We start from the raw sequence: 23,829 nt of genomic DNA, 5'->3' as shown, positions 1-23,829 counted from the left end.
TACCCTTATTATCCTTCAGCACTATTACTGGCTTGAGCTGAAGACTCATTGGTTAAGTCTCGGGGAAACTGCTATTGTGATTGGCTTTTAATAGTCAGCATAATAAAGCTACTGAGAGTGGTATTGGTGCCCAAGGTGCTCAGGGCGAAAGCTTCCAATTCCTCTCCAATCCGGTCAGAAAAGCTTGCTCATAAAACATTACATAGACTTATCTCTGGAGTCGCAGCATGTTGGGACAAGAAACCACCTCTATTCGCTTTTCTGCGGCACAGACATCTAATTATGTGATCTGTGAAACTGAGCTTACCAACCAAATGATCGATTGCTACCCCTACGCAATCCGTGGCAGCTTAACAGCGCTGGCTCTAGGAATTGGCTTCTAGGGTAGCATCATTAGCTTATTCATGCTGCTGTTCTAGACTTTGATGTAAGCATTCTGTCTAAGCGTTGGGTTTGCCATTGGAGGAGTCGGGAGAGTCGTTAGGTTCACCTCGTTTTCCTCCTTCCAACATTGAAAGAATTCCTTGAACTGCACCGGGCAGTGAATTGGGGTCCATAAACAGAACCTTGGCGTTTGGGCTCTGGCTAAGATCACCGCTAGTCTTGAGGTAATTCTGGGCAATCAGAAATTGCAGAGCTGCTGCTGAGTAATTACCCCTGCTTAGCTCGTTAGCAATCATGTTCATCGCCTCAGCATTGGCTTTGGCTTCAGTGCGGGTTGCCTCAGCATTACCTTTGGCCTCGGTTTCAGTCGCCTCCCTAAGGCTGCGAGCTTCGACTTCACGAGCCATTGCATCCAAAGTTTGCTGCGGTGGCTTAATTTCTTGGATCTCGACTCGGGTGACCTTAACGCCCCAGCCCTCAGTGACGCTATCCACTTCTTTCAGCAATTTTCGGTTGATTTCGGCTCGCGAGGCGAAGGTTTCTTTCAAGTCCATCTCACCAATTTCGCTGCGCAGAAAGGCTTGAACCAAACTCCCTAAAGAAGGTCTGAGCTCCTGCACCGAAATGTAAGCGCGGTAAGGATCAATAATTCGCCAGAAAATAATCGCATCTACCATCACAGAAATCCCGTCTGCGGTGAGGCACTGCTGTGGTTGGACATCAAGCGGTTGCTCTCGCATTGAGTACTCGACCGCAATACGCTCAAAAAACGGAATCATCAAATTCAAACCGGGTTGTAGTGTTCGGCTGTATCGTCCCAACCGTTCCACAACGACTACATTGCCCTGCTCAATTTGCTTAATCGATCGGGTCACATAAAAAGCGACTAGAACGATCACAATCAGCAGCAGCATCAGAGCGCCCATTTTGCCTCTCCTCCCGTTTTTTCTGTTGACTGTTGGTTTCTGATAAGGCTGTTATCTGGAGGTGTGGGTTTGGCCCGTTTGATCTAGACCGCGTCGAAGTAGGTCAGTGGAACGACAACCAGTGTGTTTCCCTCTCGTCCGACGACATAAACCCATCGCTCAGCCCCAATTGTCTCCCCTGGCTTGAGCACTTCACAGCGAGCACTCCAACTGGTTCCCTCATAGAATACCTGACCCGGATAGCCAGCCTGAATGGGTGTTAAAGTGCGTGCCTCCGCTGTTCCACTCAGGCTCTCGGGAGGACGCTGTTTGGGCACTACAAACCAACGCAGCAGGAGTGTGATCGCCGTCGATAAAATACCCCAAGCAAATACCTGAACCAACGCCGGTAAGCTGACCTTCAGAATGAGTAGCCCAATCAAGAATGCGGCAATGCCCATAGCGGGTAGAGCAGGATCGGGAGCACTAAGAGCTAATAGGAGTAGGGACCCAGCTCCCAACCACCACAGGGTTGTTGCTGAAGCTAAGGGCAGGATGGAGAGCAAGATCATCATCGAAAAATTGGGCTGTCAAGCCCGATGCACCTCACCCCTAGTATCACCTGACCACTCTCGTCATTGAAACAAAACTTAAGGGTTCTGCCCGGCTGAAGCCTTGTCTAGGGTTACACCTTGGGCTAGCCGAAGCTAGCGATCATTTTGTATGATTCTCAATAAGCAGGTTTTCTTGAAAATTATAGATGTCCTCCTACGTGGTCACAGCACAGTCGCTGAAGGCAGAACTCAACCAGAAGGGCTGGCGATTGACCCCTCAACGGGAAGAGATTCTGAACGTTTTTCAGACCCTCAAACAAGGGGATCACCTCAGTGCTGAAGATCTTTACGACCAACTGAGAGTGCAAGGTAGCCGCACCAGCTTGTCTACGATCTATCGCACCTTGAAGTTGATGGCTCGGATGGGAATTCTGCGCGAGCTGGAATTGGCAGAAGGACACAAGCACTACGAGCTGATTCGCCCCCATCACCATTTGGTGTGTGTCAAGTGCAACCGCATTATTGAGTTCAAGAGCAATTCTGTGCTCAAGATCGGCAGTAAAGTTGCTCAGCACGAGGGCTACAAGCTACAGGATTGCCAACTCGTTGTTCATGCAGTTTGTCCAGAGTGCCAGCGCTCTCTGGTCTTCGCTTAGGACTATTCGCTTCAAGCTTTAGCAAACTGAGAAAGCACTGCATCTAAAAACTCAGCTAGAAGCGGTCGCTAGGGAGTGCTGGTCGGCTCTGGCATGGGACTGGCATTGCTGCCTGCCTCAGTCTGGCTGCCCTCTGCAGAGTCTGGAGAATCTGGAGTTAAAGCACCGTTATCAAAAGGGCCAGGAGTCGGCGTGCTCCCTAAAGGTGGCATTTCGTCAGGATGGCTGGGCGGAATGCCTTGGCTAGTAATAATCGCTTCAACAAGGGCTTTGACAATAGGTGCGGCAACCGTCGAACCAAATGCATCTTCGCCTTGGGGCTCATCGATCACTGCTAAGACTGTGTAGCGTGGCGCTTCGGCTGGAAAAATTGCGACGAAACTAGTAATTTTCGCGCTCTCCATATACCCGCCATCCGGAGCTGCTTTCTGGGCAGTACCAGTTTTACCGGCAATCCGGTAGCCAGGGACATAGGCGGGGCGGCCTGTGCCCTTGTCAACCACGCCCTGCATCATGCTCACCACTGTCTGTGCTGTATTCGTGGAGAAGATTTGGCGCGGCGGCGGCAGAGAGGGTTGCCAGAACAGCTCCCGTTGCTCGTTCAGAAGACCACGCACAACATGGGGCACGACTAGACGTCCGCCATTGGCTAGCATGCTGTGAAACTGAGCAAGCTGAATAGGCGTCAGCGAGAAACCCTGACCGAAGGCGGTAGTCGCTGGTTCAATCGGGTAAGCCGTGAACTGGTCCTGCGCCTTGATTTGGCTAGAACTTTCGAAGGGTAAATCGATCCCGGTTGTCTGCCCCAGCCCTAACCGCTCCAGCCAGCCATAGTAAACTTCAGGCTCGAGCTGCTGGATAATATGAACCATGCCCACATTGCTGGAGCGCTCTAGAATCTGCGGGATTGCTATTTCGCCGTTTGGTCCTACATCTCGGTAGTCGAAGTTTTGGATAGGCCAGCCGCCAACGCTGATTTGGCCTTCGTCGTAAAAGGTTGTGTCAGGTTTGATGGCTCCAGCTTCAAGCGCAATAGCAACGTTAACTGGTTTGAAGGTTGAGCCAGGTTCGTAGAGGTCTGTAACCGTCCAGTTCCGAAACAGGCTGACATCGTAGTTGTAGTACTGGTTGGGATTGTAAGTCGGCTCAGAGGCCATTACTAAGATCGAGCCATCGGTGGCATCCATCACGAGCACGGCACCGCGCTTGGCTCGATAGTTGCGCAGTTGCTGCCGCAAGGCATAACGAGCGACGCGCTGGAGGCGTGTATCCAAGGTCAGCTGCACTGAGACTTGATCCGCATTGAGAAAGCCCGGCGGAACATTGGCCGCAACTAAAGAGCCGTGCCCATCACGGGACAGCATCACCGGCTTCATATCTCGCTCTAGGAGCTTTTGCTGGGCGTATTCCACGCCCGCTTGACCCTCGTGGTCTACATTCACGTAGCCCACTGCTTCAGCCATCAATTCTTGTTGGGGATAGAGTCGGCGCTGTTGTTGCACCATCTCCAAACCGTTAATGTTCAGCCGGTTGATGCGGTCTGCTACATCTTCGGACATCCAGTATTCAAGCTGAATGCTGGTGTCTTCCTTAGAGAGCCGCTCAGTTAACTGATCAATGGGCTTTTCTAGGATCGGTGAGAGCTTGGCCGCAACGTCCGCTGGTGTCACCCCGGGATCAAAGAGAAAGGGATGGGCAAACAGCGTGTAAACCGGCTTATCCACTGCCAGCACTGTGCCATTGCGATCAACAAGCTGACGGCGCGGGATAAAGGGTCGCAAGGCGACCATCTGCTGCTGTCGAGCTTTTTCCCTTAGGCTGGTGCCATCCTGAACCTGTAGGGTCACCAGACGCAGCACTAAGCCTAAACCTGCCAGCAGTAGCACGATCCAAACGATGAGCAACCGGCGCGACGAAAGAGGATTGGTCCCGGCACGACGACGCCCAGGTCGCCCGGTTGGGGTACTCCATGCCATGTAGCCACTCCTTGCCTTTTAGTAGCCTACTGGTGAGGAGCGTACAGGTTCTAGTGGTGGGGACGCGGGTGTTTGCCAGGGACGCTGGGGCTCCGGTGGCAAAAATAGGGTCTGGTCAGGTTTCTGCAACACCAGACCACTGAGTTGGCCTTGCGTGGGTCGACTAGCCTGGTCGTAGAGAGCGGCGTTAGCACCGGTCAACTGGCGCTCATCGCGTTTGAGCTGCTCTAGCTGACGATACTGGTCGGACCAGACCTGTTGGGAATAGACGGACCAGCCGTAGATGCCAAAGGTGCAGGTTGCCAGACCGAGAGTTGTGACCAGGGAGTAGCGTTGCAACACCAATAACAAAACCAGCCAGCGAGGCAACGGTTGAGACTGGGGTAGTGAGGTTACACCAGACTGGTATTGCCGACGTCCCACCGACCGGCGTTCTGTAGAACGCCTGCGCTGAGGGGGGGGGACAAAAGCTTGTCTGGCAGCCGTATTCATCCGGGTGACCTCACTCCTTAGTCAAATGCGCGGGCGATGGAACCGAGTGATCGCCTCAATTACTGGTCGAGAATTAACCGTTCAGCAAGCCTAAGGCGGGCAGAACGAGCCCGAGGGTTTGCCTCTAGCTCTGCCTCCTGGGGCCAGATTGGTTTTTTGGTGAGCACCTTCAGCCGTTCATCCTCGCGCAACCGATGTTTAACGATGCGGTCTTCGAGGCTATGAAAGCTGATGGCGCCGATTCTACCACCTGAATTCAACCAGTCTGGTGCCCGTTGCAAGAAGGTTTCCAAAGCTTTAAGTTCCTGGTTAACCGCAATGCGTAGGGCCTGGAAGACTCGCGTTGCTGGATGAATGCGACCGTGGTCACCTCGCTTAGAGAAGCGAGGTAGGCAACGAAACACCACTTCAACCAGCTGGGTTGTGGTTTGCAGAGGACGGGCAGCGACTACTCCTCTAGCAATGCGTCGAGAGAAGCGCTCCTCGCCATACTGATAAAAGATATCCGCTAACTCCGTCTCAGAGGCAGTATTAATCAGCTCCGCTGCTGTCAAATCCTGATCCGGATCCATTCGCATATCCAAGGGAGCCTCATGGCGGAAGCTAAAGCCCCGTTCTGGGACATCAAGCTGAGCTGAGCTCACACCCAAGTCGGCAAGGATGCCATCGAAACGCCGACCGAGACCAAAGATTGCGGGATCAATGTTTGCGAGATCAAAGGCAGCAAAGTTGCCAGCCCAAAATTGAACCCGCTCTGAATAGATGGCTAGATGCTCTCTTGCCGCATTAAGGGCTGTGGGATCACGGTCTACTGCTACAAGTTGAGCTGTCGGATCCGCCGCTAGAATTGCTGCACTGTGCCCGCCACCACCTACAGTTGCATCTAGGTAGAGACCCCCTGGTCGCACCACTAGCCCAGCTACAACCTCAGTACAAAGTACTGGGATGTGATGGAACGGCAAAGAGGGTGAAGAGCAGGACGGCAAGAGAGTTGCTCAGCTATGCAATAGATGAAACTTTAGGATAGACCAGCTTTGGCGTAAATCACTTAAATTCCGCCTAAAAAACAGAGGCTTCTGCCATAAGTTTCAATAGGCAACCGTAGAATTGGAAAAGGTTTCTAATACACCTGTTTCTATGGCCCCCCGTATTGAGATTTACACCTGGCAAGCTTGCCCATTTTGTGTCCGTGCCAAACGTCTACTCGACAGTAAAGGGGTAGATTACATCGAATACTCGATCGACGGCGACGAGGAGGCGCGATTTAAAATGTCGCAACGGTCTAATGGCAAACGCTCGGTACCTCAAATTTTTATCGACGACCAGCACGTTGGTGGGTGCGATGATATTCATGCCCTTGATCGAATGGGTAAACTCGATCCCCTATTGCAAGCCTAGGTGTTGTAAATCTAGGCTGAATCTTTATGAGGCATTCAAGGCGTGAAATTTGCCTTCATCATTGACCCGATTGCCAAGCTAGATCCAACCCACGATACTAGCGTGGCGATTATGGAAGCAGCTTGTCGCCTTGGCCATGAGGTCTGGATCACGGGTGCGCAACTGCTCAGTGTTGTGCAGGGCCGGGCTTGGGCTTTGCTAGAGCAGGCCCATCTAGAGGCAGTGCAGTTAGTTGAGGGTCGGTGGCTGGCAGCTGATCCCTGGTACAGCATTGGCGATCGGCGCTTGCAGGCCTTGGATCAAATGGACGCTGTGTTCATGCGCACAGATCCCCCTGTAACAGTTCCCTACCTCTACGCGACCTACATTCTCGACTATGTTGATCCCGCCAAAACCCGCGTGATCAACACTCCGGCTGGAATCCGGGCAGCCAACGAAAAGATGTATGCCCTGCAATTCAGTGGTGCCATTCCTGAAACGATAGTGAGTCAGGACAAGAAGGTTATCCGTCAGTTTTTAGAAAGCCAGGGCGCTGCTGTGCTCAAGCCTCTAGGCGGTAAGGCTGGAGAAGGTATTCTCTTCTTGGATCCCGCCGATCGTAACTTCAACTCCTTAGTAGAAGTCAGTACCTACATGGGGCAAGTGCCGGTCATGGTGCAAGCCTATCTGCCTCAGGCTAAAGAGGGCGATAAACGTATCATTTTGCTGGATGGAGAGCCTATTGGCGCAGTGAACCGCATCCCTACAGGTAGCGACTTTCGCGGCAACATGGCAGTCGGTGGACGAGTGGCCGCAACAGAGATCACGGCACGGGAGCGAGAAATTTGCGCTCAGTTGGCCCCCACCCTCAAGCGGGACGGTCTGATTTTTGTTGGCATCGACATCATCGGTGGCTATTTAACTGAAGTGAATGTCACTAGCCCCACGGGAATCCGCGAAGCTGATCGACTGACTGGTACACGACTAGGAGAGCAGGTCGTCGCCTGGATCGAGCAACATCCACCTTCTTAGCAACTCGTAGCTACAGCGACAACCAATCTTGGCAGAAGTCGGCTACTCTGATGCCTAACTGAAAAACTGGCAACTCAGAGGTTCCATTGGCGTATGTTGCACTGGGAAGACCGACTGCAAGAGTTTGAGTGTTCGATTAGTTGCGATCAGCTTCGTAAGCGCATGGTTCAACTAGTTCAGGCGGCCTACTGTCAGAACTGTGGCCCTGAAGATGTGGCCTTAATGCTGACTCAGACAGTGGGGGTGCCCTATTATGAGGCGCGGCAACTAGTGCGGCAGCTCTCGACTGAGTGGAAAACAACTCGCCCTGCTAACCAATACCTGCCCGAGGTAATGATGCATTCCGGTGTAAGCGCTACTGCCAGCAGCAATGACTATGATCGCTACTGGCAGCAGCTACTGGCTTGAGAGTGTTTAGAAATTGTCTAGAACTCACAAATTCCCAATTGAAATGGGTCAACCTAGATTGACCCATCTGTAAAGCGAAGCTATGCCAAGGTCACAACCTAGCTGAGGCTAAGCATTGGCCTAGTTCTACATCTGCTTGTCTGTAGGCGCTTCAGTATTTACGGTTCAACCTGCTGTGGGGCTGTTGGCATTTTGCCGTTCAGCCCACTGAGAAACATGGGCACAAACCGCTCCATAAATGCCTTGGGATCAGCGTTTACACGTTCCCAAGCTTTCTGCACTGCCATGATTCGGGTTTGTTGAAGGTCGGGTGCCAAGAGGGTTTGGGGTAGACGCTCCATGAGGTAGGCCGGACGCTCCCACAGGGGCATAGTATTGGCAACGCTCACTAACTTCTCGACACGGCGTAACTCAGCGCCAATTGTAATATCCATGCCTGCCTCAAAGGCTGCTTGCTCAATAGCCGCATACTTTTGCTTAGCCTGCTCAACCTTGAGGCGCTTTTCTGGGCTCTGCCGAGCAACTTCGGCCAACCAACGGGTGCCCCAGCGCACATGCCCGGCCTCCTCCGGCATGATCTTTTCGATCGTTTCACGGATCTTGATGTTCTCCTCGGTTTGAGGCGCATCTTTGAGGGCTTTGATGTGAGCAGAGAAATACTCACAGCCCCGCTTTTCGGTCACATTGATCGCTGCTAACGCTTCAATGATCCCGTCTTCCAAGCTCAGATTTCGGTCGATTAAACGCTCGAATTCATCAATGTAGGATGAGCCAGGGGGAGTCCCAATGTCGAAATTCAGTTCGTACAACAGATCTGTGAGCCACATAGCATGGCGAGCTTCATCAGCCACGTGATGCGACAGGTCGCGAACCAGTTCACGGGGCTGACCATTAAGGGTTTCGATCAGATCTGTTAAATCTTTACAGGAGCGCTGCTCGTTATAGCGATAGCGATTGAGGGTAATCAGGTGGATTTCTCGGTCGCGTACAACCTGGCTCAGGATGTCGCGAGCGCCAAGTTGGTTGCGCAGCTTGCGGGGGTAAGTGACTGCCATTTGACCCTTTATGTCTTTTTGTAAAGCCTAATTTTCAGATTCTAGCCTAGCTTCTCTAAGGCAATCGCGTAATCCCAAACTTTATTCACGCTTTGCTGCGAAATGAGCTGAAAAATCTGCTTAAAAACGATCCCAACGGAAAGCGGAGAGCAAGGGGTCAACAGCTTCTGTTTGCAAAAAATCGGCAATGAGCTGAGCTGTGATCGGCGCTAATAGGATGCCGTTGCGGTAGTGTCCGGTTGCTAGCACAAGATTTTGCCAAGGGCTAGGTCCCAAAATCGGTGCTTCGTCGGGCGTAGCGGGTCGAAACCCCCACCACAACTCAGCGATTGTCAGCTCTGCCAGTGCTGGAAACAGAGTAGTGGCGCCCTTCAACAGGGCAGAAATGCCTGCAACTGTGTTGCCTTTTGTAAAACCAACCGCTTCGTTGGTTGCCCCGACCACAACCCGTCCATCTTGCCGAGGCACCAGATAAATGTCCTCCCCGTAGAGAACGCGTTTAAAGGGCGGCTCTGGCGCTTGCAAGGCAAGCATTTGGCCCTTGCGTGGGGTCACCGGAAGCTTAAGTAGCTCATAACTCCAGGCTCCAGTTGCCAGCACGTAATGGTCAGCTCGAAATTCTCCTGCTGTGGTGAGCAGCTGCCTAACCTGATCACCATCACTCTGAAACTGTTCAAGCTCAACTTGCTCTCGGACGTCAACACCCAGTTGCAGAGCTGCCGCGAGCAATACTTGAGCTAGGAGGCGATTGTCTACCTGTCCCTCTTGCGCTAACCAGCGACCACCGATAACTTGAGCGCTCAGACCAGGCTGTAACTGGTGAATCGCATCAGCGCTCAACCAATCTTGAGGCCGTTCTTGGCAGGATAGTTGGTTTTGATGCTCAGCCAGCAGCGGAACCAAAATGCCGCAGGGCCAGTAACCGGTATTGAGGCCAGTCAGTGTCTCGAGTTTGGCTGTCCAATCCGCATACAAACTCAGGCTACGCAGGGCCAGCTCGAGCAAGGGGCCAGAGGGTAATGCTTCTGCCTGAGGTGCCAGCATGCCTGCCGCCGCCCAAGAAGCGGCCCGCGCACATTGCCCCCGTTCCAACACCGTGACTTGAGCCCCGCGCAGGGCCAGTTCAACGGCGGTGGCCAGACCCACGATACCGCCCCCCGCAATGAGGACATCACAAGTTGGATTAACCAAAGAACTCACCGCAATTCGAACCAGAAGACTCAGAAGAAGATCAACATTAAGCTGCTCTGAAGTTGCAGGTCAGAACATGAAGAATTCGCGTGAATTGATGGAGTTGGACGTCTATGCGGAGGTCAGCTCAGAATCCATCTGTTATGTTATCCCTCGTCGGAACGGGAGATAACGTCATGGCCCAAGCTCAAGAAATGCCGCCGATTGCTGCAGTATCGGTGACTTCAGCCAAGGCCGCAACTGAGTTGCGTCCCTGGGGCTCCTTCACGATCCTAGAAGAAGCCCGAGCCTACAAGATCAAGCGGATCGAGGTCAAGCCCGGTCACCGTCTTAGTCTCCAGATGCACCACCACCGCAGTGAGCACTGGATTGTGGTTTCTGGAACCGCCCGGGTTGTCTGTGGTGATCAAGAGACCTTACTGGGTCACAACCAGTCGACCTATGTTCCCCCCTGCACCAACCACCGCCTGGAGAACCCTGGCGTGATCCCCCTGGTCCTCATTGAGGTTCAGAATGGTGAATATCTGGGCGAAGATGACATCATTCGCTTCCAGGATGATTATGCTCGCACCGAAGAAAAAGCTAGCAGCAACGGTAAGAAGAAGTAGCCAGCCCGTTTAAAGCATTCCTCCAGGTCACATAGGAGCGCCCACAGCATGATTAGCTGTTGGGCGCTTTGTTTGTGCACTTGTTTGTGCAGATGATGCAGAGCGTTTTGGGGGACTAGCCCCTACTCAATCAGCTCATCAAACTGATACACCACTGCCCCACTGACTGGGTGGTTGGTAATGGCTGCATAGCCTTCAGCGTGTAGGCGTTTGAGGGCAGCCTCAACTTCTCTGAAACTTTTGCCAGTGGCAAGAACGCCTTGAGTGACTGTGATCATGCCGCTCTTTTGCTGCGCAACAGCCAGCAACTGTTGCACTAAGCGGTTATGCTCTGCTTCCGGATCCGTTTGGAGCTGGTAGGTTGCCTGTTCACCAGGCCGTAGTACTAGCTCCCGAGGAGCTGTCATTGAGCCATAGAGCAGGCGCTGTTTGAGGTTGTATTCGTCGACCATACCGGGAACCAGCAGCAGATCGACTAAGTGACCCAGTCCAAATACACCCCAAGTCAGAAGCCAGATTGTTCCACTTAGATACTTGCCGGTATAAACCCGATGGAATCCCGATAGCCCAATAAACCCTAAACACCATAGAGCATAGGCTGTACTTTTTGAGCGTTCTGAGGATTTGACAGCACTCATGGTCGATTAATCTGGGTTAGCGCTGTGTTCAGATTAGCTCAGGCTATCTCTCGCCTTCGAGCCCCAAATTTTGAGCCTTAGATTAGCTGACCTTGCAGAGGTTAACCTGGAGTTGAGGTACTGCCTTAACTGATTTTCCTGACCTTGCCTGACGATGGCCTCATACAGGACCGAGCCTGAGTCTAGCGCCGCCCCCAGCCCCGAGGTAAGAACTCAGCCGCTCGAAGTTCTACAGGGTGTGGTTGAGCGCCTGACTTACCATAGTGCTGAGAATGGTTACACGGTGGCTCGCTTACAAGTCCGGGGCGTGCGTGAGCTGACCACCATCGTTGGCAATTTTCCTAATATCCAGGCAGGACAGACTCTGCAGTTGCAGGGCCAGTGGCGAGACCATCCCAAGTTCGGACCGCAATTTCAGGTCAATCAGTATCGGGAAACTAAACCAGCAACTCTAACCGGCATCGAGAAGTATCTGGGCTCTGGGCTGATCAAGGGGGTTGGTCCAGTCACTGCCAAGCGAATCGTTGCGCATTTTGGCCTACAGACTTTAGAAATCATTGAAAATGATATCCAACGCCTAGGGGAAGCACCGGGAGTTGGCAGAAAACGCGTTCGGATGATCGCCAGTGCTTGGGAAGAGCAAAAGATTATCAAGGAAGTGATGGTCTTTCTGCAGGGGCACGGCGTTTCAACAACCCATGCCGTCAAGATTTACAAGACCTACCGCGATGAGGCGATTACTGTCGTCAGCCAGAACCCTTATCGATTGGCTCAAGATATCTGGGGAATCGGCTTTATCACTGCTGATACCATTGCTCGTAATCTAGGCATTGCCCCCGACTCCCAGCACCGCTACCGCGCTGGTCTGGTCCACGTCCTCGCTACCGCTACAGAAGAGGGACACTGCTATCTGCCCATTGCCGAGTTAGTGGAGCGCGGTATTGCCCTGCTGTCCCTCAAGGACTTTACGCCCGATGCTGAGGCGATCAAAGCCTTGCTCTACGAAATGGCGATTGGCGATGAGCTGGTCATGCAGGGGCTAGAAGGCGAAATGGTGTGCTACCGCCCTTCGCTTTACCACGCCGAGCAAAACCTGGCGAACCGACTACGTCAGTGGGCAGCGCTACCTCTGAGTGTCGATAGTCAAAGGGTCCAGAACTGGCTCGACCGCTTCACCGCCAAGTATCAAATCCAGCTCAGCGAACAGCAGCGTCAGGCGGTCGAGCTGGCAGCCTCCAGTCGGGTTCTGATCCTGACCGGCGGTCCTGGGACTGGTAAGACCACTACCACCCGCACAATCGTTGCTCTGTGGAAGGCGATGGGACGCAAACTGGCCTTAGCTTCTCCTACAGGTAGAGCGGCTCAACGTTTGGCTGAGGTGACCGGGCAGGAGGCCAAAACCTTACATCGTCTGCTCGAATTCGATCCTCGAACCGCTGACTTCAAGCGGGGACGGGAGAACCCAATCGAGGCTGATGCCCTCGTAATCGATGAAGCGTCCATGCTTGATCTGCCTCTGGCCTACGCTCTGGTCCGGGCGATTGCTTTGGACGCTCAGTTGCTGCTGGTCGGCGATATTGATCAACTGCCCAGCGTTGGCCCTGGCAAGGTTCTGCAAGATCTGATTGCCTCTGAGCAATTGCCAGTCGTTCGCCTCACCGCCGTCTTTCGTCAAGCTGCCAGTAGCCGCATCATTACTAATGCCCACCAGATTAACCAGGGCAATTATCCTGAGCTTGAACCGATTCGGGCGCAGCCCAGCTCCGATTGCCTATTTTTGCAGGCTAATGAACCTGAGCACGTTGTGCAGGGTATTCAGGACGTGTTGCAGCACTTGATCCCCGACTTGGGCTTTATTCCTAATCAGGATGTGCAGGTACTGTCGCCCATGATCCGAGGGCAGGTGGGTACGCGCAACCTTAATCAGGTGCTGCAAGCGCAGCTTAACCCTGCGGGTCCAGGACGGGCTGAGGTGCAACGAGGAGGGCTGACTCTCAGGGTGGGCGACCGTGTCATCCAGCAGGTCAACGACTACGACCGCGAGGTGTTTAACGGCGATCTCGGCATCATTGCCGCCATTGATCTTGAAGAGCAGGAGGTCACGGTCCGTTTTGGCAAACGGCTGGTGACTTATGACAGTGCTGACCTCAATACCCTGACTTTGGCCTGGGCAATCACCATTCATAAAGCGCAGGGGAGTGAGTGTCCGGTCGTAATTTTGCCGATTCATACACAGCACTACACGATGCTCAGCCGTAACTTGCTCTATACCGGGCTAACCCGAGCCCGACGTCTAGCTGTACTGGTCGGTACCCGTAAGGCGATTGGTATGGCAGTCCGCCAGGTTAAAGACAGTGAGCGCTACACCGCCCTTAACAAACGTCTTGTCCGTGGCCATCCCGGTTAGTGGAACTCTACTATTTGGTTCAGCGTCTTTGTCATTGAAGCTCTACTGCAAAAGACAAAATAGACAACCCTCCAAACAGAGATTTACTAGAGATTCCTGACTGATGTTATGCTCGCAATCCTTTGAACGGGCTACTGCAACAGGCTGGTTCCAAAACCTCAGTAGGACTGCATAAACGATAAGATCGCCCACTAAGGTGATGTTACGCCAGACACTTTTCCGTCATTGTGAATAGCATGATCCGTTAGTGAGTCGGTGGTTTTCCTAAACCGGAAAGCCAAGTGTCACAAACCCCCCGTGACCTGCGCCAACTTTCTAAGTACCTTGGAAAAGTAGAGGAAAAAAGCAGTTAGAGGCCTGGTTCACAGCAACTTCTAAAACTACTAGCTCCTAGGCTTGTGTTCTGCATCATTCCCTTACTTCTTTAGGTAGAGGAACAAGATAAACTTATATTAAGGCCCTGATTTTTCCGTTGTTCCCTAACATTTATTCCCAACCTTTTAGGATCGCCGCGCCATGACCACGTTAATCCAGGCCACCTCAGTCCCACGTCTGAAGGAGCCCGTTGAAGTCATCTCTACCAGCCGGGTCTTTATGACTTATGGCAGTGGTTCTGAGACGATCCGGGCAGTGCAGGGCGTGGACCTTAATATTGATGCTGGTCAAATTGTCCTATTAATGGGGCCTTCAGGCTCGGGCAAAACGACGCTACTGTCGATCCTGGCAGGCATTCTCACTCCTACTAGCGGCAGTGTCGAGGTGCTAGGGGAAGAAATTAATGAAATGTCTTCTGAGCGGCTCGCTCGCTTCCGGCTCAAAAATATCGGCTTTGTCTTTCAAGGCTTTAACCTCTTGCCCGCTTTAACAGCACAGGAGAATGTCGAAGTTGTCCTGAATCTGAAAGGCATCCGGGGGCGTGAGGCTCGTCTTGAGGCGCAAGATCTGCTGGAGCAAGTGGGGCTAGGCAACAAAATTCACAGTTTTCCTCGCGACCTCTCCGGGGGGCAAAAGCAGCGGGTGTCCATTGCCCGAGCCCTCGCTGGCGACCCACCTTTAATCATGGCTGATGAACCAACTGCCTCATTGGATTCGCAAACTGGTCGGGCTGTCGTTGACCTGTTGCGCACTCTGGCGCGTGAGCGGAACCGAACCGTATTAATGGTCACCCACGACCCGCGAATTCTAGATGTTGCCGACCGTATTATCTACATGGAGGATGGTCACGTGGTTAGCCACAATTCTGAGCTAGCCTTTCCTCACAACTAGCTGTCAGTCACTGAGACGGCTCTGACTACCCAAGACCCGACTCCAAGGTGGTGATTAGGGCTTGCAGAGCCTCAGTGATCTGGTCAATCCGCTTGAAGCCTTCGTCTTGGGTTTGAGCCAGAGTGCGTACGGATTCGCTGAGCAGTAATACCTGTTGACCCTGTTGCTGCAACTGGGCAGTGACCTCTTGGATTTGGTGCCCCTGCTCCTGGATCTGCCAGCTCTGCTGCTGCACGTGTAGGGTCAAAGTGTCTACGCGCTCAGTCAAACGGTCCAAATTTTCGGTGGTTGCCAGAACTGTTTGGGCTATTTGTTGCGTCAGATCTTCCAAACGATTCAGTCTGAGATCAGTCATGCTGGTTACGCTCATCATATCCAAGGGGCACACCACAGGAATCAGCTTGGGCGTTGGCCAAACGGGGGCTAGTCAACCAACTTTCCCAAAACAAACTGAGTATATGCGAAATAGTCATTAAGAAATGTATTCGATTATCTATAGATCCTGAAGAACGGTAGCCCCAGATCTAGTCGAGTCTAACCCTTGACAAATTGACAAGCAAGCATGAGCATGATAGATACCCTGGGAGCTTGTGTAGAAGCTGGTACAGCTGAGACTTACTGCAACCAGGATTGAAAACTTTCTGTCGGGGCCAGTCCCGCAAACATCTCAGGATGCAACAACTCAGCCAAGATTTCTAAGCTCTCAACTAAGCGAGGGCCGGGGCGGTTGAAGTAAGCATTGCCGTCGGTAACGTAAACACGGCCTTTGCGAACAGCGCTCAAGTTGCTCCAACCGGGTCGCTCTGTTAGAAGCTGCATTTCCTGAAGGGTGCGCGGGATCTCAAAGCCACAGGGCAAGATCACCAACACTTCTGGATCGAACTCGCGTACCCTTTCCCAGCTCATCATGTGAGAGGGCTCGCCAAGGCCAGGACCATACCAGGTTCCTCCAGCTAACTCCACGAGTTCTGGCATCCATTGACCAGAGACGAATATTGGCTCAAGCCACTCTAAACAAAAGGTTCGAGGTCGAGTTTTGGCTTGAGCAGCTTGCTGCTTGACCTGTTCGATGCGCTGATTGAGCTTAGCAATAAGCACCTCAGCTTGGTCCGTCCGGTCAAGGGCTGAACCAATAGTACGCAAATCCGAGAGCATTTCCCCTAAGCGGGTTGGCTCCAGAGAGATCAACCGGGGTACCGGTTTGAGTTGGGAGATGACGCGCTCTACCTGTGAGTAGGAAACTGCACAGACATCACAGAGTCTCTGGGTAAATACAACGTCGGGCCGAAGCTCTGCTAGAACCTCGGCTCGGAGCGTGTATAAACTAGTTTCCTGCTCAAAGCGCTCTTGAACCCGAGTATCAATTTGTGAGCTACTGAGTTCAGGTTCACTCAAGGGGCTAGACGTTACCACTGTCTTGCCGCGAACTGAAGCTGGATAGTCACATTCGTGAGTGACGCCAACTAGCTCATCCTCAGCACCCAAGGCTGCTACTGCCTCGGTAATACTAGGCAGGAGCGAGACTATCCGCACCGGAGAGCCTTGACTCAAGCCATTCCCACAGCGCTACTCAAGGCGCTTTGCAGGAACTGAAGCAGCAAAAAAGCCAGTAGTGGCGAGAAATCAATTCCACCAAGCGGCGGAACGAAGCGGCGAAACAGATTCAGGTAAGGATCGGTGAGCTGAGACAGAGTTGAGAAGAAGGGGTTTGACCAATCAATGGTCGGAAACCAGGACAAGATGACCCGAATAAACAGCAGAGCCAAATAAATTGACACGAAGCTGGACAGGCTCTGAACTAAAAAACTGACGGGTTCCATACTCGCTCTGCGTCCTCTCAAGTGACAGCAACGCTTACAACTCTAGCGTACTGCAACAAAGTCAAGCTCTGCTGCTAGCTATTACTTCCCAAACTGTACTGGCCTAACTGTACTGGCCACCATTCTCTGGAGTTGAATCGCTTTTGGGCGGATTAGTGGGACTGGAGAGCTGGTCTCGTACCGCATCAATAGCTTCGTTGAGCTGAGCGATTTTATCCTCCAGGCCGCGTCGGGGGTCCTCGACCCGACGCGGCCTGACCTGGCGCGGCTGAGGCGCAGCACCGTTCAGCTCTGGGCTAGAAGCTTCGGTAATCAAATTCTCTTCACTACCCGCCTTAGTTATGCGGGAGCCCACGACCACCCCGATTAGACCACCGAGAACGCCGCCGACTGCTGCTCCCAAGGCTACCCCCGCGAGAAAGCCATCTGAACGCTCTTTCATGGACCCCTACTGTATAACAGCTCATTCAGCATAGCGAGTTGTGCGAAAACCCGTCTATGCCAGTGTTCAGAGATTTTATGGCGAGTTATCAGGATTTCAGTCCAAAGTCCTGAGTCAGGGCCTTGAGAGTCATCAGATTGACTCTTTGATTCCAATCAACAAACTCTTAGGCTTTATCCCAATCCAGTACCAAAGGTACGGTCACCGGCATCACCCAGGCCCGGCACAATGAAGCCATGCTCGTTGAGTCCCTCATCAATCATCGCTGTGTAGATACTCAGGCCTGGGTAGAGATTACTTAGCTTCTGAAGTGCTTGGGGAGCACAAACTACCGCAATAATGCGGGTGAAATCAGGATTGATGCCTCGGCGTGTTAATTCAGCCATGGTTGCCACGATAGTGCCGCCGGTCGCTAGCATCGGCTCTGGGATCAAAATTCGAGTGCGTGGGTCCAATTGCTCTGGCAGTTTATTCAGGTAGCAATGGGGCTCTAAAGTCTCCTCATCCCGAGCAAAACCTAAGTGGTAGATCGAGGCCAGAGGCAGTAGGGGTTGGCAGCCATCCAGGAGCGCTAGACCTGCTCGCAAAATTGGCACAATCGCAATCGGAATTTCCGCATCAATAAAGGTGGCTGGAGTTTCGGCGAGTGGCGTTTGTACCGTGCCCTCTCGAGTAGGCAGCCAATCTCGAATCGCTTCATAGGTCAACCAGCGCCCCAATTCGGTCATGCCGCTGCGAAAGATGGAGCTGGGTGTATCTTGGTCTCGCACCACTGCCAGCCAGTGCTTGATCAAGGGATGTTCTTTGACATACACACGCAGCTGCAGGGTCATAAGGTGATCTAGAAGGAAAGGCACCCCTCATGATAAGCGAGCAATTGGCTGGTACAGAATCAAGCGTGTACCCAGCGGATCATAATAGTCGATTTCTCGTCCGTGACTGGGCTGACGGAGAGAGCTGCTCGGTTGTAAGCCTAAAGTAGCCAGATGGGCCATTGCCGCTTCCAGGTCTGCAACCTCTAAACAAAGACTGACTGGGCAAAGACTACCTAGGCAAGGACTGGCTGGAGAGTTAGGTGTAGTGGTCAATGGTGCGGCAGCTTGTTCTGGTTTAAAAATGCCTAGGCGCAGACCTGGTAATTGAAATTCAATGTAAAAGGGCTGATCAATCTGAGGTTGACAGCCTAAAACTTGCTGGTAGAAATCTCGAAGTTTGGGTAAATCGGCCGCTGCCAGTGTCATTAGGCAAGCACTCAATGTTAATCCCATAGGCAACGCAGGCAGGTCCTAGAAAAGAAGTGCTTCTAGAGTTTAATGAAGTGAAAGTTGATCAAAACCCCCTGATTCTTAAGTGCTTGAATCAATTCCTCAAAGCACCGAATCAGGGGGAGTTTTAGTAGGTTGTGGCCCTAATTAATGGCGATTTTTGCTAGCTGGCTGATGGCTCTTGCCGTGGCTATGATTTTGCCCATTGTGGTTGCTATTATTTCCCCCATTAGCAATTACACTGTCGCGGGGCATTAGCAAACCATAACCGCCATGGTTGCGCTCATAGATGACATTAATCTCTCCAGTGAGAGCATTGCGGAACATATAGAAATCGTGGTCCACAAGTTCAAGCTGTTCTAGCGCTTCCTGCGGTGTCATTGCAGGCATAGCAAAGTATTTGGTGCGAACGACAGCCCCTGGCAGCTCAACTGGCCGATCTGTACTGGGCAGAGTCACTACATCCGGCAAGCTCAGTGTGTCTAGCTTGCTAGGTTGCGGTTTAGCCTGCTTTTTCTCCTTATATTTACGCAATTGCCGCTGGATCTTATCGGCAACCAGATCGATACTGGCGTAAAGGTTCTCGCTCGACTCCTCAGCTCGGATTACTGTACCGTTGGCAAAAATAGTAACTTCGGCAGCTTGTTGCGGTGCAGTCCGAGCATTATGAGCAACGGACAAATGAACATCGACTTCTGTGGTGAGAGTTTGAAAATGACTCACGGCTTTTTCAATCTTTTGATTGACGTACTCGCGAATCGCATCTGTAATCTCGATGTTTTTGCCCTGAATGACGAGCTTCATAAAGTTTGCCTCCCCTAAGTGTGGTGAGCGGTGAAGGTCGTGAATTAACCCTAACACTTCGTATTCTGGAGAACAGACACGCTTCAACTTTCTTCAGATTCTAGAAAATGAGTGATTACGCTCGTTGATTTATCTTGATAATCTATAGCCTAAGTTCCGCAAATTCCAGCTTGATTTTGTGAACACTATTTCTAGTGACTCAGTTACAAGCACGGCTCTACGTCGGCGTTGCTATCTTTACCAATTGGGTCAGATTCCGTATTTAGAGGTTTGGAACTGGCAGCGACAACTGGTAGAAGCGCGCAAGCAAAATCCTGGCTTGCCGGATGTGTTGCTGCTGCTAGAGCACTTGCCTGTTTATACCTTGGGGCAGGGCGCCAGTCTTGAGTTCCTCAAGTTCCAGACTGACTCCACAGTCGAACTGCATCGGGTAGAGCGGGGGGGAGAGGTTACTTACCACTGCCCAGGGCAACTTGTGGCTTACCCGATCTTGAACCTGAACTTCTATCAGCGTGACCTGCACTGGTACTTAAGGATTCTGGAAGAAGTGGTGATTCGGGTTCTAGCTCTCTATGGCTTGCCAGCCGAACGGATTCCCGGTCTAAGCGGAGTTTGGGTAGAGGGTCGTAAGCTCGCCGCTGTTGGTATCAAAGTCAGTCGTTGGCTGACGATGCATGGCATTGCCCTCAACGTTGACCCTGACTTGACTGGCTTTACGCAGATTGTGCCCTGTGGCATTGCTGACCGTCCGGTGGGCAGTTTGGCTCAGTTTTGCCCGGAGGTGCGACTAGAAGTGGTGCAGCAGCAAATGGCCACTGCCTTCGCAACCGTGCTGGGCTTAGACCTGTTGCCAATTGAAGGGCGGGATCCAACTGCAGGCTGAAGTAACGGGAACTCTGGCGTGGGAAGCTGGTCAGGGTACAAGTAGCCTAGAGGGCTTTAAGCCAAAGAGCCATGCTGCTCAAGTTTTCGCTCAAGCTGTCATTTAGTCTGTTGGGTCTATTAGCCTTCACGCTGCCAGCCAGCGCGGCTGAACAATTGGTTCTGACCTATGGTCCCCTCAGCCGTAGCTTTCCTGTCTCGGAGTTGAGGCAGTTGGCAGACACGGGTGAGGCTTCACCGTCACTTGGTGCATTACTGCGGACGGCGGGAAAAGACCCTCAAGATTTTCAGAAACTTTTGAACTCAGGCGTTGCAGTGCAGCCCCGGGTGTTGGACCAGGCGCTAAATAATCCTTTAGGAGAAGCGGCACTGGGTGAGTTGTCTGAGGGCATTCGACCGGCTCCAAATCGTCCCAACCCGCAAGCGCTGCGAGCTGCCCTGGTATTGTCTGCTAGCCAACGCCAACCCTTTAGCCTGGTTGATGTGATTGAGAACTATCCGACTCAGGAAGTCTACGTGGACGGGCGCCAGATTCAGCGTACCTACACCCGTTTCCAAGGCGTAATCGACCGGGTACAGGCTGCGCTGAGTATCTTGCGTTGAGCTTTAGCGTTGCTCTGTTGATCTAGCGACAAAACTCTTGCGGTGCAAGTTTGCGGCTGCTTGCATTTATATAATTTCGGGGCTGGAATTGAGCTGGAACTGCTGCACTAGACAGCAGCAGTTGCGTATCTGGTGCTGAGTATCTTGCCAACCATCCGGATCTTGGGCAGATGGCTGGGAAGAACTAGGTAACTATCGCTACCCAGTACTGTATGGGCAGTTCGCTGAAGTTAGGGCCAGACACCGGTTCTTCGATGACTTCTGCCGCCACGCGTCCTCTGGTCCAGCAGACTCGGGCATTTCTAACGCATTATCCAGATTTATATCGGGCGCTACTGGCCGATTGTGAGTTTGATCTGCGCGCCATTGCTTTGTTGATGAAGGCGCTGTTGTCGGCAGAATCACGGCTCAACAGTCGCACTCAGTTCTATCTTCAGGCGGTCAGCACTCGCGAGACCGCTTTTTTGATGACGAACCTACCGCCTGGCGAAGGGGCAGAGCCACTTGAGCCTCTAGAACAACCTGAGCCTGAAGTCCCAAGGGTTTATTGCACTAGACTCGGGCGCCAATGGCGTTTGGGTAGAGGACGCGCTAATGCCATTGCTCTAACCAGTCGCTTGGTCTCTCGCCATCACGCCACCATTGAGCGGGGACGAGCCCATGCAGAAGATGCCAATGTCTTTTATTTAACTGACCAGGACAGCCACAATGGCACCTTCGTTAACTACCGTCGATTGCACAGTGAGCGCCTAGCCCTGAAGAATGGGGACCTTCTGTGTTTCGGACGGCAAGAGGTTCAGTTTTTTGTCCTCACCTCGCCTCAGTCTGCTTGCTAGAATGACCTGCCACACCTGTACAGTCGTCTGTAGAACGGCAAGTACAGAGGTTATAGAGCCGCATGGCTGTGGGCGAAGAACGGCGTGGCAAAACTCGTAGGGCCAAAGCGGGTAAGGTCTATTTGGTTGGCGCTGGGCCAGGAGGTGCCGAATACCTAACACTACGGGCTCAGCAGCTTCTCGCCCAAGCTACGGTCGTCATCTATGATGCTCTGGCCGATCAAGAACTTTTGCGCCTGACTGAGCCGGGTTGTTTGCATTTGGATGTTGGCAAACGGGGCGGTGAAGAGAGCGCGGCTCAAGCGGAAATTAATCAGTTGCTAGTCAGCCACTGCCAAACGGGTGCACAAGTCGTCCGGCTGAAAAGCGGCGACCCGTTTATCTTTGGGCGGGCGGTGCCGGAAGTGCAGGTCTTGGTCGAGGCGGGTTGTGCTTTTGAAGTGGTGCCTGGGATTTCTTCAGCTTTGGCTGCGCCTTTGTTTGCGGGCCTGCCGCTGACTGAGCAACACTCAAGCCGCTGCTTTGCAGTTTTGAGCGGCCATGATTTGGAGCTGTTGCCCTGGTCTGCTCTGGCGCAACTGGATACCCTGGCGATTTTGATGGGCACGCGGCAACTGGCAGAAATCACGGCTCGTTTGGTCGCGTCAGGTCGAGTTGCCTCGACGCCAGTGGCGATTGTGCGTTGGGGTGGACGTCCGCAGCAACAGGTCTGGACGGGCACGCTGGCCGATATTGCGGAGCAAACTAAGGGCATTCAACTCTCACCGGCGGTGATTGTCGTGGGTGAAGTTGTGAAGTACCGGCAGTGGCTGCGCTGGTATGATGCGCGGCCCCTTTCTGGCAAGACGGTGCTAGTCACTCGTTCTGTGGAACAATCGGGCCAGTTTACGGAGCTCCTGAGAGAGCAGGGGGCGCGGGTGGTAGAGATGCCAGCACTGGTGATCGGCCCTCCTTCTGATGAGTGTCAGGCTTTGGACCAAGCAATTGCTGAGCTGGCCAGTTTTCAATGGCTGATTCTGACTTCTACCAATGCGGTGGAGGTGTTCTTTGAGCGACTAGCCATTTGTGGGCTGGATGCTCGGGCTCTGGCTGGCCTCAAAATTGCCGTCGTGGGACGAAAGACAGCTCAATCGCTGCGAGCCTGGAATCTCAATCCTGACTTTGTGCCGCCTGACTTTGTTGCGGACTCGCTGGTCGAGCACTTTCCGGAAGCGAATTTACAGGGGGTGCGGCTCCTGTTTCCACGAGTAGAGAGTGGTGGCCGCGATGCGTTGGTGGCAGGCTTCAGGCAGAGAGGCGCCGATGTTGTGGAAGTGGCGGGCTACCAATCGAGCTGTCCCGACCAGGCAGAACCGCAGGCAGTCGCGGCGCTGCAAGCTGGGGAGGTAAATTTTGTCACCTTTGCCAGCTCTAAGACGGTGCGTAACTTTGTCAAATTGCTGTCTCCTCACAATTGGCAACCCTGGTTGCAGGCTGTGACGATTGCCTCGATTGGACCGCAGACCTCCCAGACCTGTATTGAGTTACTGGGGCGGGTTGATTTGGAGGCAACGGAGTACACGCTGGAGGGGCTCACCGAGGTGATTGTGGCTGGGGCCTCTGAGCCGAGGTCTGAAGCTCATGCCTGAGCGACCGGGCCGGATTATTGGCTTAACCGGCGGCGTGAGCACTGGCAAATCCACGGTTTCAGCCTATCTCAGCCAGAGGCACCAACTGCCGATTATTGATGCTGATTTGCTGGCTCGTGAGGCAGTGAGGCCTGGCAGCCCAGTCCTCCAGCAAATTGTTGAGCGCTACGGCAACAGTATCTTGCTCACTAATGGTGAACTGGACCGGCGACGCTTGGGCGAGATTGTGTTCGCGACGATGCCGGAGCGGACCTGGTTGGAGCAGCAGATTCATCCTTATGTGCGTGACCAGATGCAGACACAACTGGCGCGACTGGCAACCTGTCCACTGGCGGTGTTGGTGGTGCCGTTGTTGTTTGAAGCGCGTATGGATGATCTGGCAACCGAAACCTGGGTGGTGTTCTGCCCGGAGCCGATGCAACTCCAGCGCTTAATGAACCGAGATCAGCTTGATGCTGCCCAGGCCCAAGCCCGGATTGCCGCTCACATGCCTCTGGCTCAAAAAGTTGCCCATGCCGATGTGGTCTTGTGGAATCAAGGGGCGTTGGAAGATCTGTATAGCCAAGTTGATCGAGCCTTAGAGATCTAGCTCCCCTCTAA

28 protein-coding genes are annotated in these 23,829 nt (G+C 52.9%); 13 read left to right on the top strand and 15 right to left on the bottom strand.

Annotated elements, in window-relative coordinates; all coding sequences use genetic code 11:
* Positions 1 to 227: 227 nt before the first annotated feature.
* Entirely contained in the window at positions 228 to 383 is a 156-nt protein-coding gene (locus tag H6F94_RS20530; protein WP_190804122.1) for a hypothetical protein, read from the top strand.
* Positions 384 to 440: 57 nt separating this feature from the next.
* On the opposite strand, the gene H6F94_RS20525 is transcribed toward H6F94_RS20530, so the two are convergent.
* Entirely contained in the window at positions 441 to 1,310 is an 870-nt protein-coding gene (locus H6F94_RS20525; protein ID WP_190804121.1) for an SPFH domain-containing protein, read from the bottom strand.
* Between the two features lie 83 nt (positions 1,311 to 1,393).
* Positions 1,394 to 1,864 carry an NfeD family protein gene (locus H6F94_RS20520; protein WP_190804120.1) on the bottom strand — a complete coding sequence of 157 codons (471 nt, stop codon included), beginning with the start codon at positions 1,862 to 1,864 and terminating at the stop codon, positions 1,394 to 1,396.
* 185 nt (positions 1,865 to 2,049) lie between these two features.
* On the opposite strand from H6F94_RS20520, the gene H6F94_RS20515 reads away from it, so the two are divergent.
* Complete coding sequence (locus H6F94_RS20515; protein ID WP_190804119.1) at positions 2,050 to 2,499, top strand: Fur family transcriptional regulator; 450 nt, start codon at positions 2,050 to 2,052, stop codon at positions 2,497 to 2,499.
* Positions 2,500 to 2,567: 68 nt separating this feature from the next.
* Here H6F94_RS20515 and H6F94_RS20510 read toward each other — a convergent pair whose 3' ends face one another.
* Genes H6F94_RS20510 through rsmH form a run of 3 tightly spaced genes read right to left on the bottom strand, consistent with a single transcriptional unit; the run spans position 2,568 to position 5,929 of the window.
* The gene (locus H6F94_RS20510; RefSeq protein WP_190804118.1) at positions 2,568 to 4,475 is read right to left on the bottom strand and encodes a peptidoglycan D,D-transpeptidase FtsI family protein; all 1,908 of its coding nucleotides are present in this window, start codon (positions 4,473 to 4,475) and stop codon (positions 2,568 to 2,570) included.
* 18 nt (positions 4,476 to 4,493) lie between these two features.
* Positions 4,494 to 4,967: a hypothetical protein gene (locus H6F94_RS20505; protein ID WP_190804117.1), complete on the bottom strand. Its 474-nt coding sequence runs from the start codon at positions 4,965 to 4,967 to the stop codon at positions 4,494 to 4,496.
* 59 nt (positions 4,968 to 5,026) lie between these two features.
* Positions 5,027 to 5,929 (bottom strand): 16S rRNA (cytosine(1402)-N(4))-methyltransferase RsmH, encoded by a 903-nt coding sequence (gene rsmH, locus H6F94_RS20500; protein WP_199320562.1) that lies wholly within the window; start codon positions 5,927 to 5,929, stop codon positions 5,027 to 5,029.
* Between the two features lie 175 nt (positions 5,930 to 6,104).
* On the opposite strand from rsmH, the gene grxC reads away from it, so the two are divergent.
* The 3 genes from grxC to H6F94_RS20485 all read left to right on the top strand — a co-directional run bounded on the left by grxC (position 6,105) and on the right by H6F94_RS20485 (position 7,784).
* Entirely contained in the window at positions 6,105 to 6,365 is a 261-nt protein-coding gene (gene grxC, locus H6F94_RS20495; protein WP_190804115.1) for a glutaredoxin 3, read from the top strand.
* Between the two features lie 42 nt (positions 6,366 to 6,407).
* Positions 6,408 to 7,376 (top strand): glutathione synthase, encoded by a 969-nt coding sequence (gshB, locus tag H6F94_RS20490; RefSeq protein ID WP_190804114.1) that lies wholly within the window; start codon positions 6,408 to 6,410, stop codon positions 7,374 to 7,376.
* Positions 7,377 to 7,469: 93 nt separating this feature from the next.
* Positions 7,470 to 7,784 (top strand): hypothetical protein, encoded by a 315-nt coding sequence (locus tag H6F94_RS20485; protein ID WP_190804113.1) that lies wholly within the window; start codon positions 7,470 to 7,472, stop codon positions 7,782 to 7,784.
* 158 nt (positions 7,785 to 7,942) lie between these two features.
* On the opposite strand, the gene H6F94_RS20480 is transcribed toward H6F94_RS20485, so the two are convergent.
* Both H6F94_RS20480 and thiO read right to left on the bottom strand, forming a co-directional pair.
* A complete protein-coding gene (locus H6F94_RS20480; RefSeq protein WP_190804112.1) occupies positions 7,943 to 8,839 on the bottom strand; it encodes a ferritin-like domain-containing protein in 897 nt (298 codons plus the stop codon).
* A 120-nt stretch (positions 8,840 to 8,959) separates the two neighbouring features.
* Complete coding sequence (gene thiO / locus H6F94_RS20475) at positions 8,960 to 10,039, bottom strand: glycine oxidase ThiO (RefSeq protein WP_313949340.1); 1,080 nt, start codon at positions 10,037 to 10,039, stop codon at positions 8,960 to 8,962.
* Between the two features lie 134 nt (positions 10,040 to 10,173).
* On the opposite strand from thiO, the gene H6F94_RS20470 reads away from it, so the two are divergent.
* On the top strand, positions 10,174 to 10,638 hold the full coding sequence (locus tag H6F94_RS20470; protein ID WP_524537854.1) for a cupin domain-containing protein: 465 nt from the start codon (positions 10,174 to 10,176) through the stop codon (positions 10,636 to 10,638).
* A gap of 122 nt (positions 10,639 to 10,760) precedes the next feature.
* On the opposite strand, the gene H6F94_RS20465 is transcribed toward H6F94_RS20470, so the two are convergent.
* Complete coding sequence (locus H6F94_RS20465; RefSeq protein WP_190804111.1) at positions 10,761 to 11,276, bottom strand: NINE protein; 516 nt, start codon at positions 11,274 to 11,276, stop codon at positions 10,761 to 10,763.
* 154 nt (positions 11,277 to 11,430) lie between these two features.
* On the opposite strand from H6F94_RS20465, the gene recD2 reads away from it, so the two are divergent.
* Entirely contained in the window at positions 11,431 to 13,683 is a 2,253-nt protein-coding gene (gene recD2, locus H6F94_RS20460; RefSeq protein WP_190804110.1) for an SF1B family DNA helicase RecD2, read from the top strand.
* 516 nt (positions 13,684 to 14,199) lie between these two features.
* Entirely contained in the window at positions 14,200 to 14,949 is a 750-nt protein-coding gene (locus tag H6F94_RS20455) for an ABC transporter ATP-binding protein (RefSeq protein WP_190804109.1), read from the top strand.
* A gap of 25 nt (positions 14,950 to 14,974) precedes the next feature.
* Here the strand turns inward: H6F94_RS20455 and H6F94_RS20450 are convergent, their stop codons facing one another.
* From H6F94_RS20450 to hpf, 7 genes are all read right to left on the bottom strand, one after another.
* Positions 14,975 to 15,304, bottom strand: coding sequence for a hypothetical protein (locus tag H6F94_RS20450; RefSeq protein WP_190804108.1), 330 nt, complete (start codon positions 15,302 to 15,304; stop codon positions 14,975 to 14,977).
* Positions 15,305 to 15,564: 260 nt separating this feature from the next.
* Positions 15,565 to 16,500 carry a BtuF-related (seleno)protein gene (locus tag H6F94_RS20445; protein WP_199320561.1) on the bottom strand — a complete coding sequence of 312 codons (936 nt, stop codon included), beginning with the start codon at positions 16,498 to 16,500 and terminating at the stop codon, positions 15,565 to 15,567.
* Complete coding sequence (locus tag H6F94_RS20440) at positions 16,497 to 16,769, bottom strand: YggT family protein (RefSeq protein WP_190804107.1); 273 nt, start codon at positions 16,767 to 16,769, stop codon at positions 16,497 to 16,499. The genes H6F94_RS20445 and H6F94_RS20440 overlap by 4 nt, the downstream gene beginning before the upstream one ends.
* A 103-nt stretch (positions 16,770 to 16,872) precedes the next feature.
* On the bottom strand, positions 16,873 to 17,211 hold the full coding sequence (locus H6F94_RS20435; protein ID WP_190804106.1) for a ssl2009 family thylakoid membrane protein: 339 nt from the start codon (positions 17,209 to 17,211) through the stop codon (positions 16,873 to 16,875).
* Positions 17,212 to 17,384: 173 nt separating this feature from the next.
* On the bottom strand, positions 17,385 to 18,044 hold the full coding sequence (upp, locus tag H6F94_RS20430; RefSeq protein WP_190804105.1) for a uracil phosphoribosyltransferase: 660 nt from the start codon (positions 18,042 to 18,044) through the stop codon (positions 17,385 to 17,387).
* Positions 18,045 to 18,071: 27 nt separating this feature from the next.
* Positions 18,072 to 18,452, bottom strand: coding sequence for a VOC family protein (locus tag H6F94_RS20425; protein WP_242041307.1), 381 nt, complete (start codon positions 18,450 to 18,452; stop codon positions 18,072 to 18,074).
* Between the two features lie 171 nt (positions 18,453 to 18,623).
* Positions 18,624 to 19,280, bottom strand: coding sequence for a ribosome hibernation-promoting factor, HPF/YfiA family (hpf, locus tag H6F94_RS20420; protein ID WP_190804103.1), 657 nt, complete (start codon positions 19,278 to 19,280; stop codon positions 18,624 to 18,626).
* Positions 19,281 to 19,458: 178 nt separating this feature from the next.
* On the opposite strand from hpf, the gene lipB reads away from it, so the two are divergent.
* The 5 genes from lipB to coaE all read left to right on the top strand — a co-directional run bounded on the left by lipB (position 19,459) and on the right by coaE (position 23,818).
* Positions 19,459 to 20,163 carry a lipoyl(octanoyl) transferase LipB gene (lipB, locus tag H6F94_RS20415; protein WP_396426450.1) on the top strand — a complete coding sequence of 235 codons (705 nt, stop codon included), beginning with the start codon at positions 19,459 to 19,461 and terminating at the stop codon, positions 20,161 to 20,163.
* A 71-nt stretch (positions 20,164 to 20,234) separates the two neighbouring features.
* Complete coding sequence (locus tag H6F94_RS20410; RefSeq protein ID WP_190804102.1) at positions 20,235 to 20,765, top strand: alpha/beta hydrolase; 531 nt, start codon at positions 20,235 to 20,237, stop codon at positions 20,763 to 20,765.
* Between the two features lie 212 nt (positions 20,766 to 20,977).
* A complete protein-coding gene (locus H6F94_RS20405) occupies positions 20,978 to 21,601 on the top strand; it encodes an FHA domain-containing protein (protein WP_190804101.1) in 624 nt (207 codons plus the stop codon).
* Between the two features lie 62 nt (positions 21,602 to 21,663).
* Positions 21,664 to 23,229, top strand: coding sequence for a uroporphyrinogen-III C-methyltransferase (cobA, locus tag H6F94_RS20400; protein WP_190804100.1), 1,566 nt, complete (start codon positions 21,664 to 21,666; stop codon positions 23,227 to 23,229).
* On the top strand, positions 23,222 to 23,818 hold the full coding sequence (gene coaE / locus H6F94_RS20395) for a dephospho-CoA kinase (RefSeq protein ID WP_190804099.1): 597 nt from the start codon (positions 23,222 to 23,224) through the stop codon (positions 23,816 to 23,818). The genes cobA and coaE overlap by 8 nt, the downstream gene beginning before the upstream one ends.
* Positions 23,819 to 23,829: the final 11 nt, after the last annotated feature.

Origin of the sequence: Leptolyngbya sp. FACHB-261 (assembly GCF_014696065.1) — a bacterium.
GTDB lineage: Bacteria > Cyanobacteriota > Cyanobacteriia > FACHB-261 > FACHB-261 > FACHB-261.
This window is presented reverse-complemented; position numbering and strand designations above follow the sequence as displayed.

Coding starts and splice junctions, on each gene's coding strand:
- H6F94_RS20525 (WP_190804121.1), bottom strand. CDS start 1,310: ATGGGCGCTCTGATGCTGCTGCTGATTGTGATCGTTCTAGTCGCTTTT.
- H6F94_RS20510 (WP_190804118.1), bottom strand. CDS start 4,475: ATGGCATGGAGTACCCCAACCGGGCGACCTGGGCGTCGTCGTGCCGGG.
- H6F94_RS20530 (WP_190804122.1), top strand. CDS start 228: ATGTTGGGACAAGAAACCACCTCTATTCGCTTTTCTGCGGCACAGACA.
- H6F94_RS20410 (WP_190804102.1), top strand. CDS start 20,235: ATGCTGCTCAAGTTTTCGCTCAAGCTGTCATTTAGTCTGTTGGGTCTA.
- coaE (WP_190804099.1), top strand. CDS start 23,222: ATGCCTGAGCGACCGGGCCGGATTATTGGCTTAACCGGCGGCGTGAGC.
- upp (WP_190804105.1), bottom strand. CDS start 18,044: ATGACCCTGCAGCTGCGTGTGTATGTCAAAGAACATCCCTTGATCAAG.
- H6F94_RS20505 (WP_190804117.1), bottom strand. CDS start 4,967: ATGAATACGGCTGCCAGACAAGCTTTTGTCCCCCCCCCTCAGCGCAGG.
- H6F94_RS20465 (WP_190804111.1), bottom strand. CDS start 11,276: ATGAGTGCTGTCAAATCCTCAGAACGCTCAAAAAGTACAGCCTATGCT.
- grxC (WP_190804115.1), top strand. CDS start 6,105: ATGGCCCCCCGTATTGAGATTTACACCTGGCAAGCTTGCCCATTTTGT.
- H6F94_RS20455 (WP_190804109.1), top strand. CDS start 14,200: ATGACCACGTTAATCCAGGCCACCTCAGTCCCACGTCTGAAGGAGCCC.
- H6F94_RS20425 (WP_242041307.1), bottom strand. CDS start 18,452: ATGACACTGGCAGCGGCCGATTTACCCAAACTTCGAGATTTCTACCAG.
- H6F94_RS20440 (WP_190804107.1), bottom strand. CDS start 16,769: ATGGAACCCGTCAGTTTTTTAGTTCAGAGCCTGTCCAGCTTCGTGTCA.
- hpf (WP_190804103.1), bottom strand. CDS start 19,280: ATGAAGCTCGTCATTCAGGGCAAAAACATCGAGATTACAGATGCGATT.
- cobA (WP_190804100.1), top strand. CDS start 21,664: ATGGCTGTGGGCGAAGAACGGCGTGGCAAAACTCGTAGGGCCAAAGCG.
- H6F94_RS20405 (WP_190804101.1), top strand. CDS start 20,978: ATGGGCAGTTCGCTGAAGTTAGGGCCAGACACCGGTTCTTCGATGACT.
- recD2 (WP_190804110.1), top strand. CDS start 11,431: ATGGCCTCATACAGGACCGAGCCTGAGTCTAGCGCCGCCCCCAGCCCC.
- H6F94_RS20470 (WP_524537854.1), top strand. CDS start 10,174: ATGTTATCCCTCGTCGGAACGGGAGATAACGTCATGGCCCAAGCTCAA.
- H6F94_RS20435 (WP_190804106.1), bottom strand. CDS start 17,211: ATGAAAGAGCGTTCAGATGGCTTTCTCGCGGGGGTAGCCTTGGGAGCA.
- H6F94_RS20450 (WP_190804108.1), bottom strand. CDS start 15,304: ATGACTGATCTCAGACTGAATCGTTTGGAAGATCTGACGCAACAAATA.
- H6F94_RS20515 (WP_190804119.1), top strand. CDS start 2,050: ATGTCCTCCTACGTGGTCACAGCACAGTCGCTGAAGGCAGAACTCAAC.
- H6F94_RS20520 (WP_190804120.1), bottom strand. CDS start 1,864: ATGATGATCTTGCTCTCCATCCTGCCCTTAGCTTCAGCAACAACCCTG.
- H6F94_RS20480 (WP_190804112.1), bottom strand. CDS start 8,839: ATGGCAGTCACTTACCCCCGCAAGCTGCGCAACCAACTTGGCGCTCGC.
- H6F94_RS20485 (WP_190804113.1), top strand. CDS start 7,470: ATGTTGCACTGGGAAGACCGACTGCAAGAGTTTGAGTGTTCGATTAGT.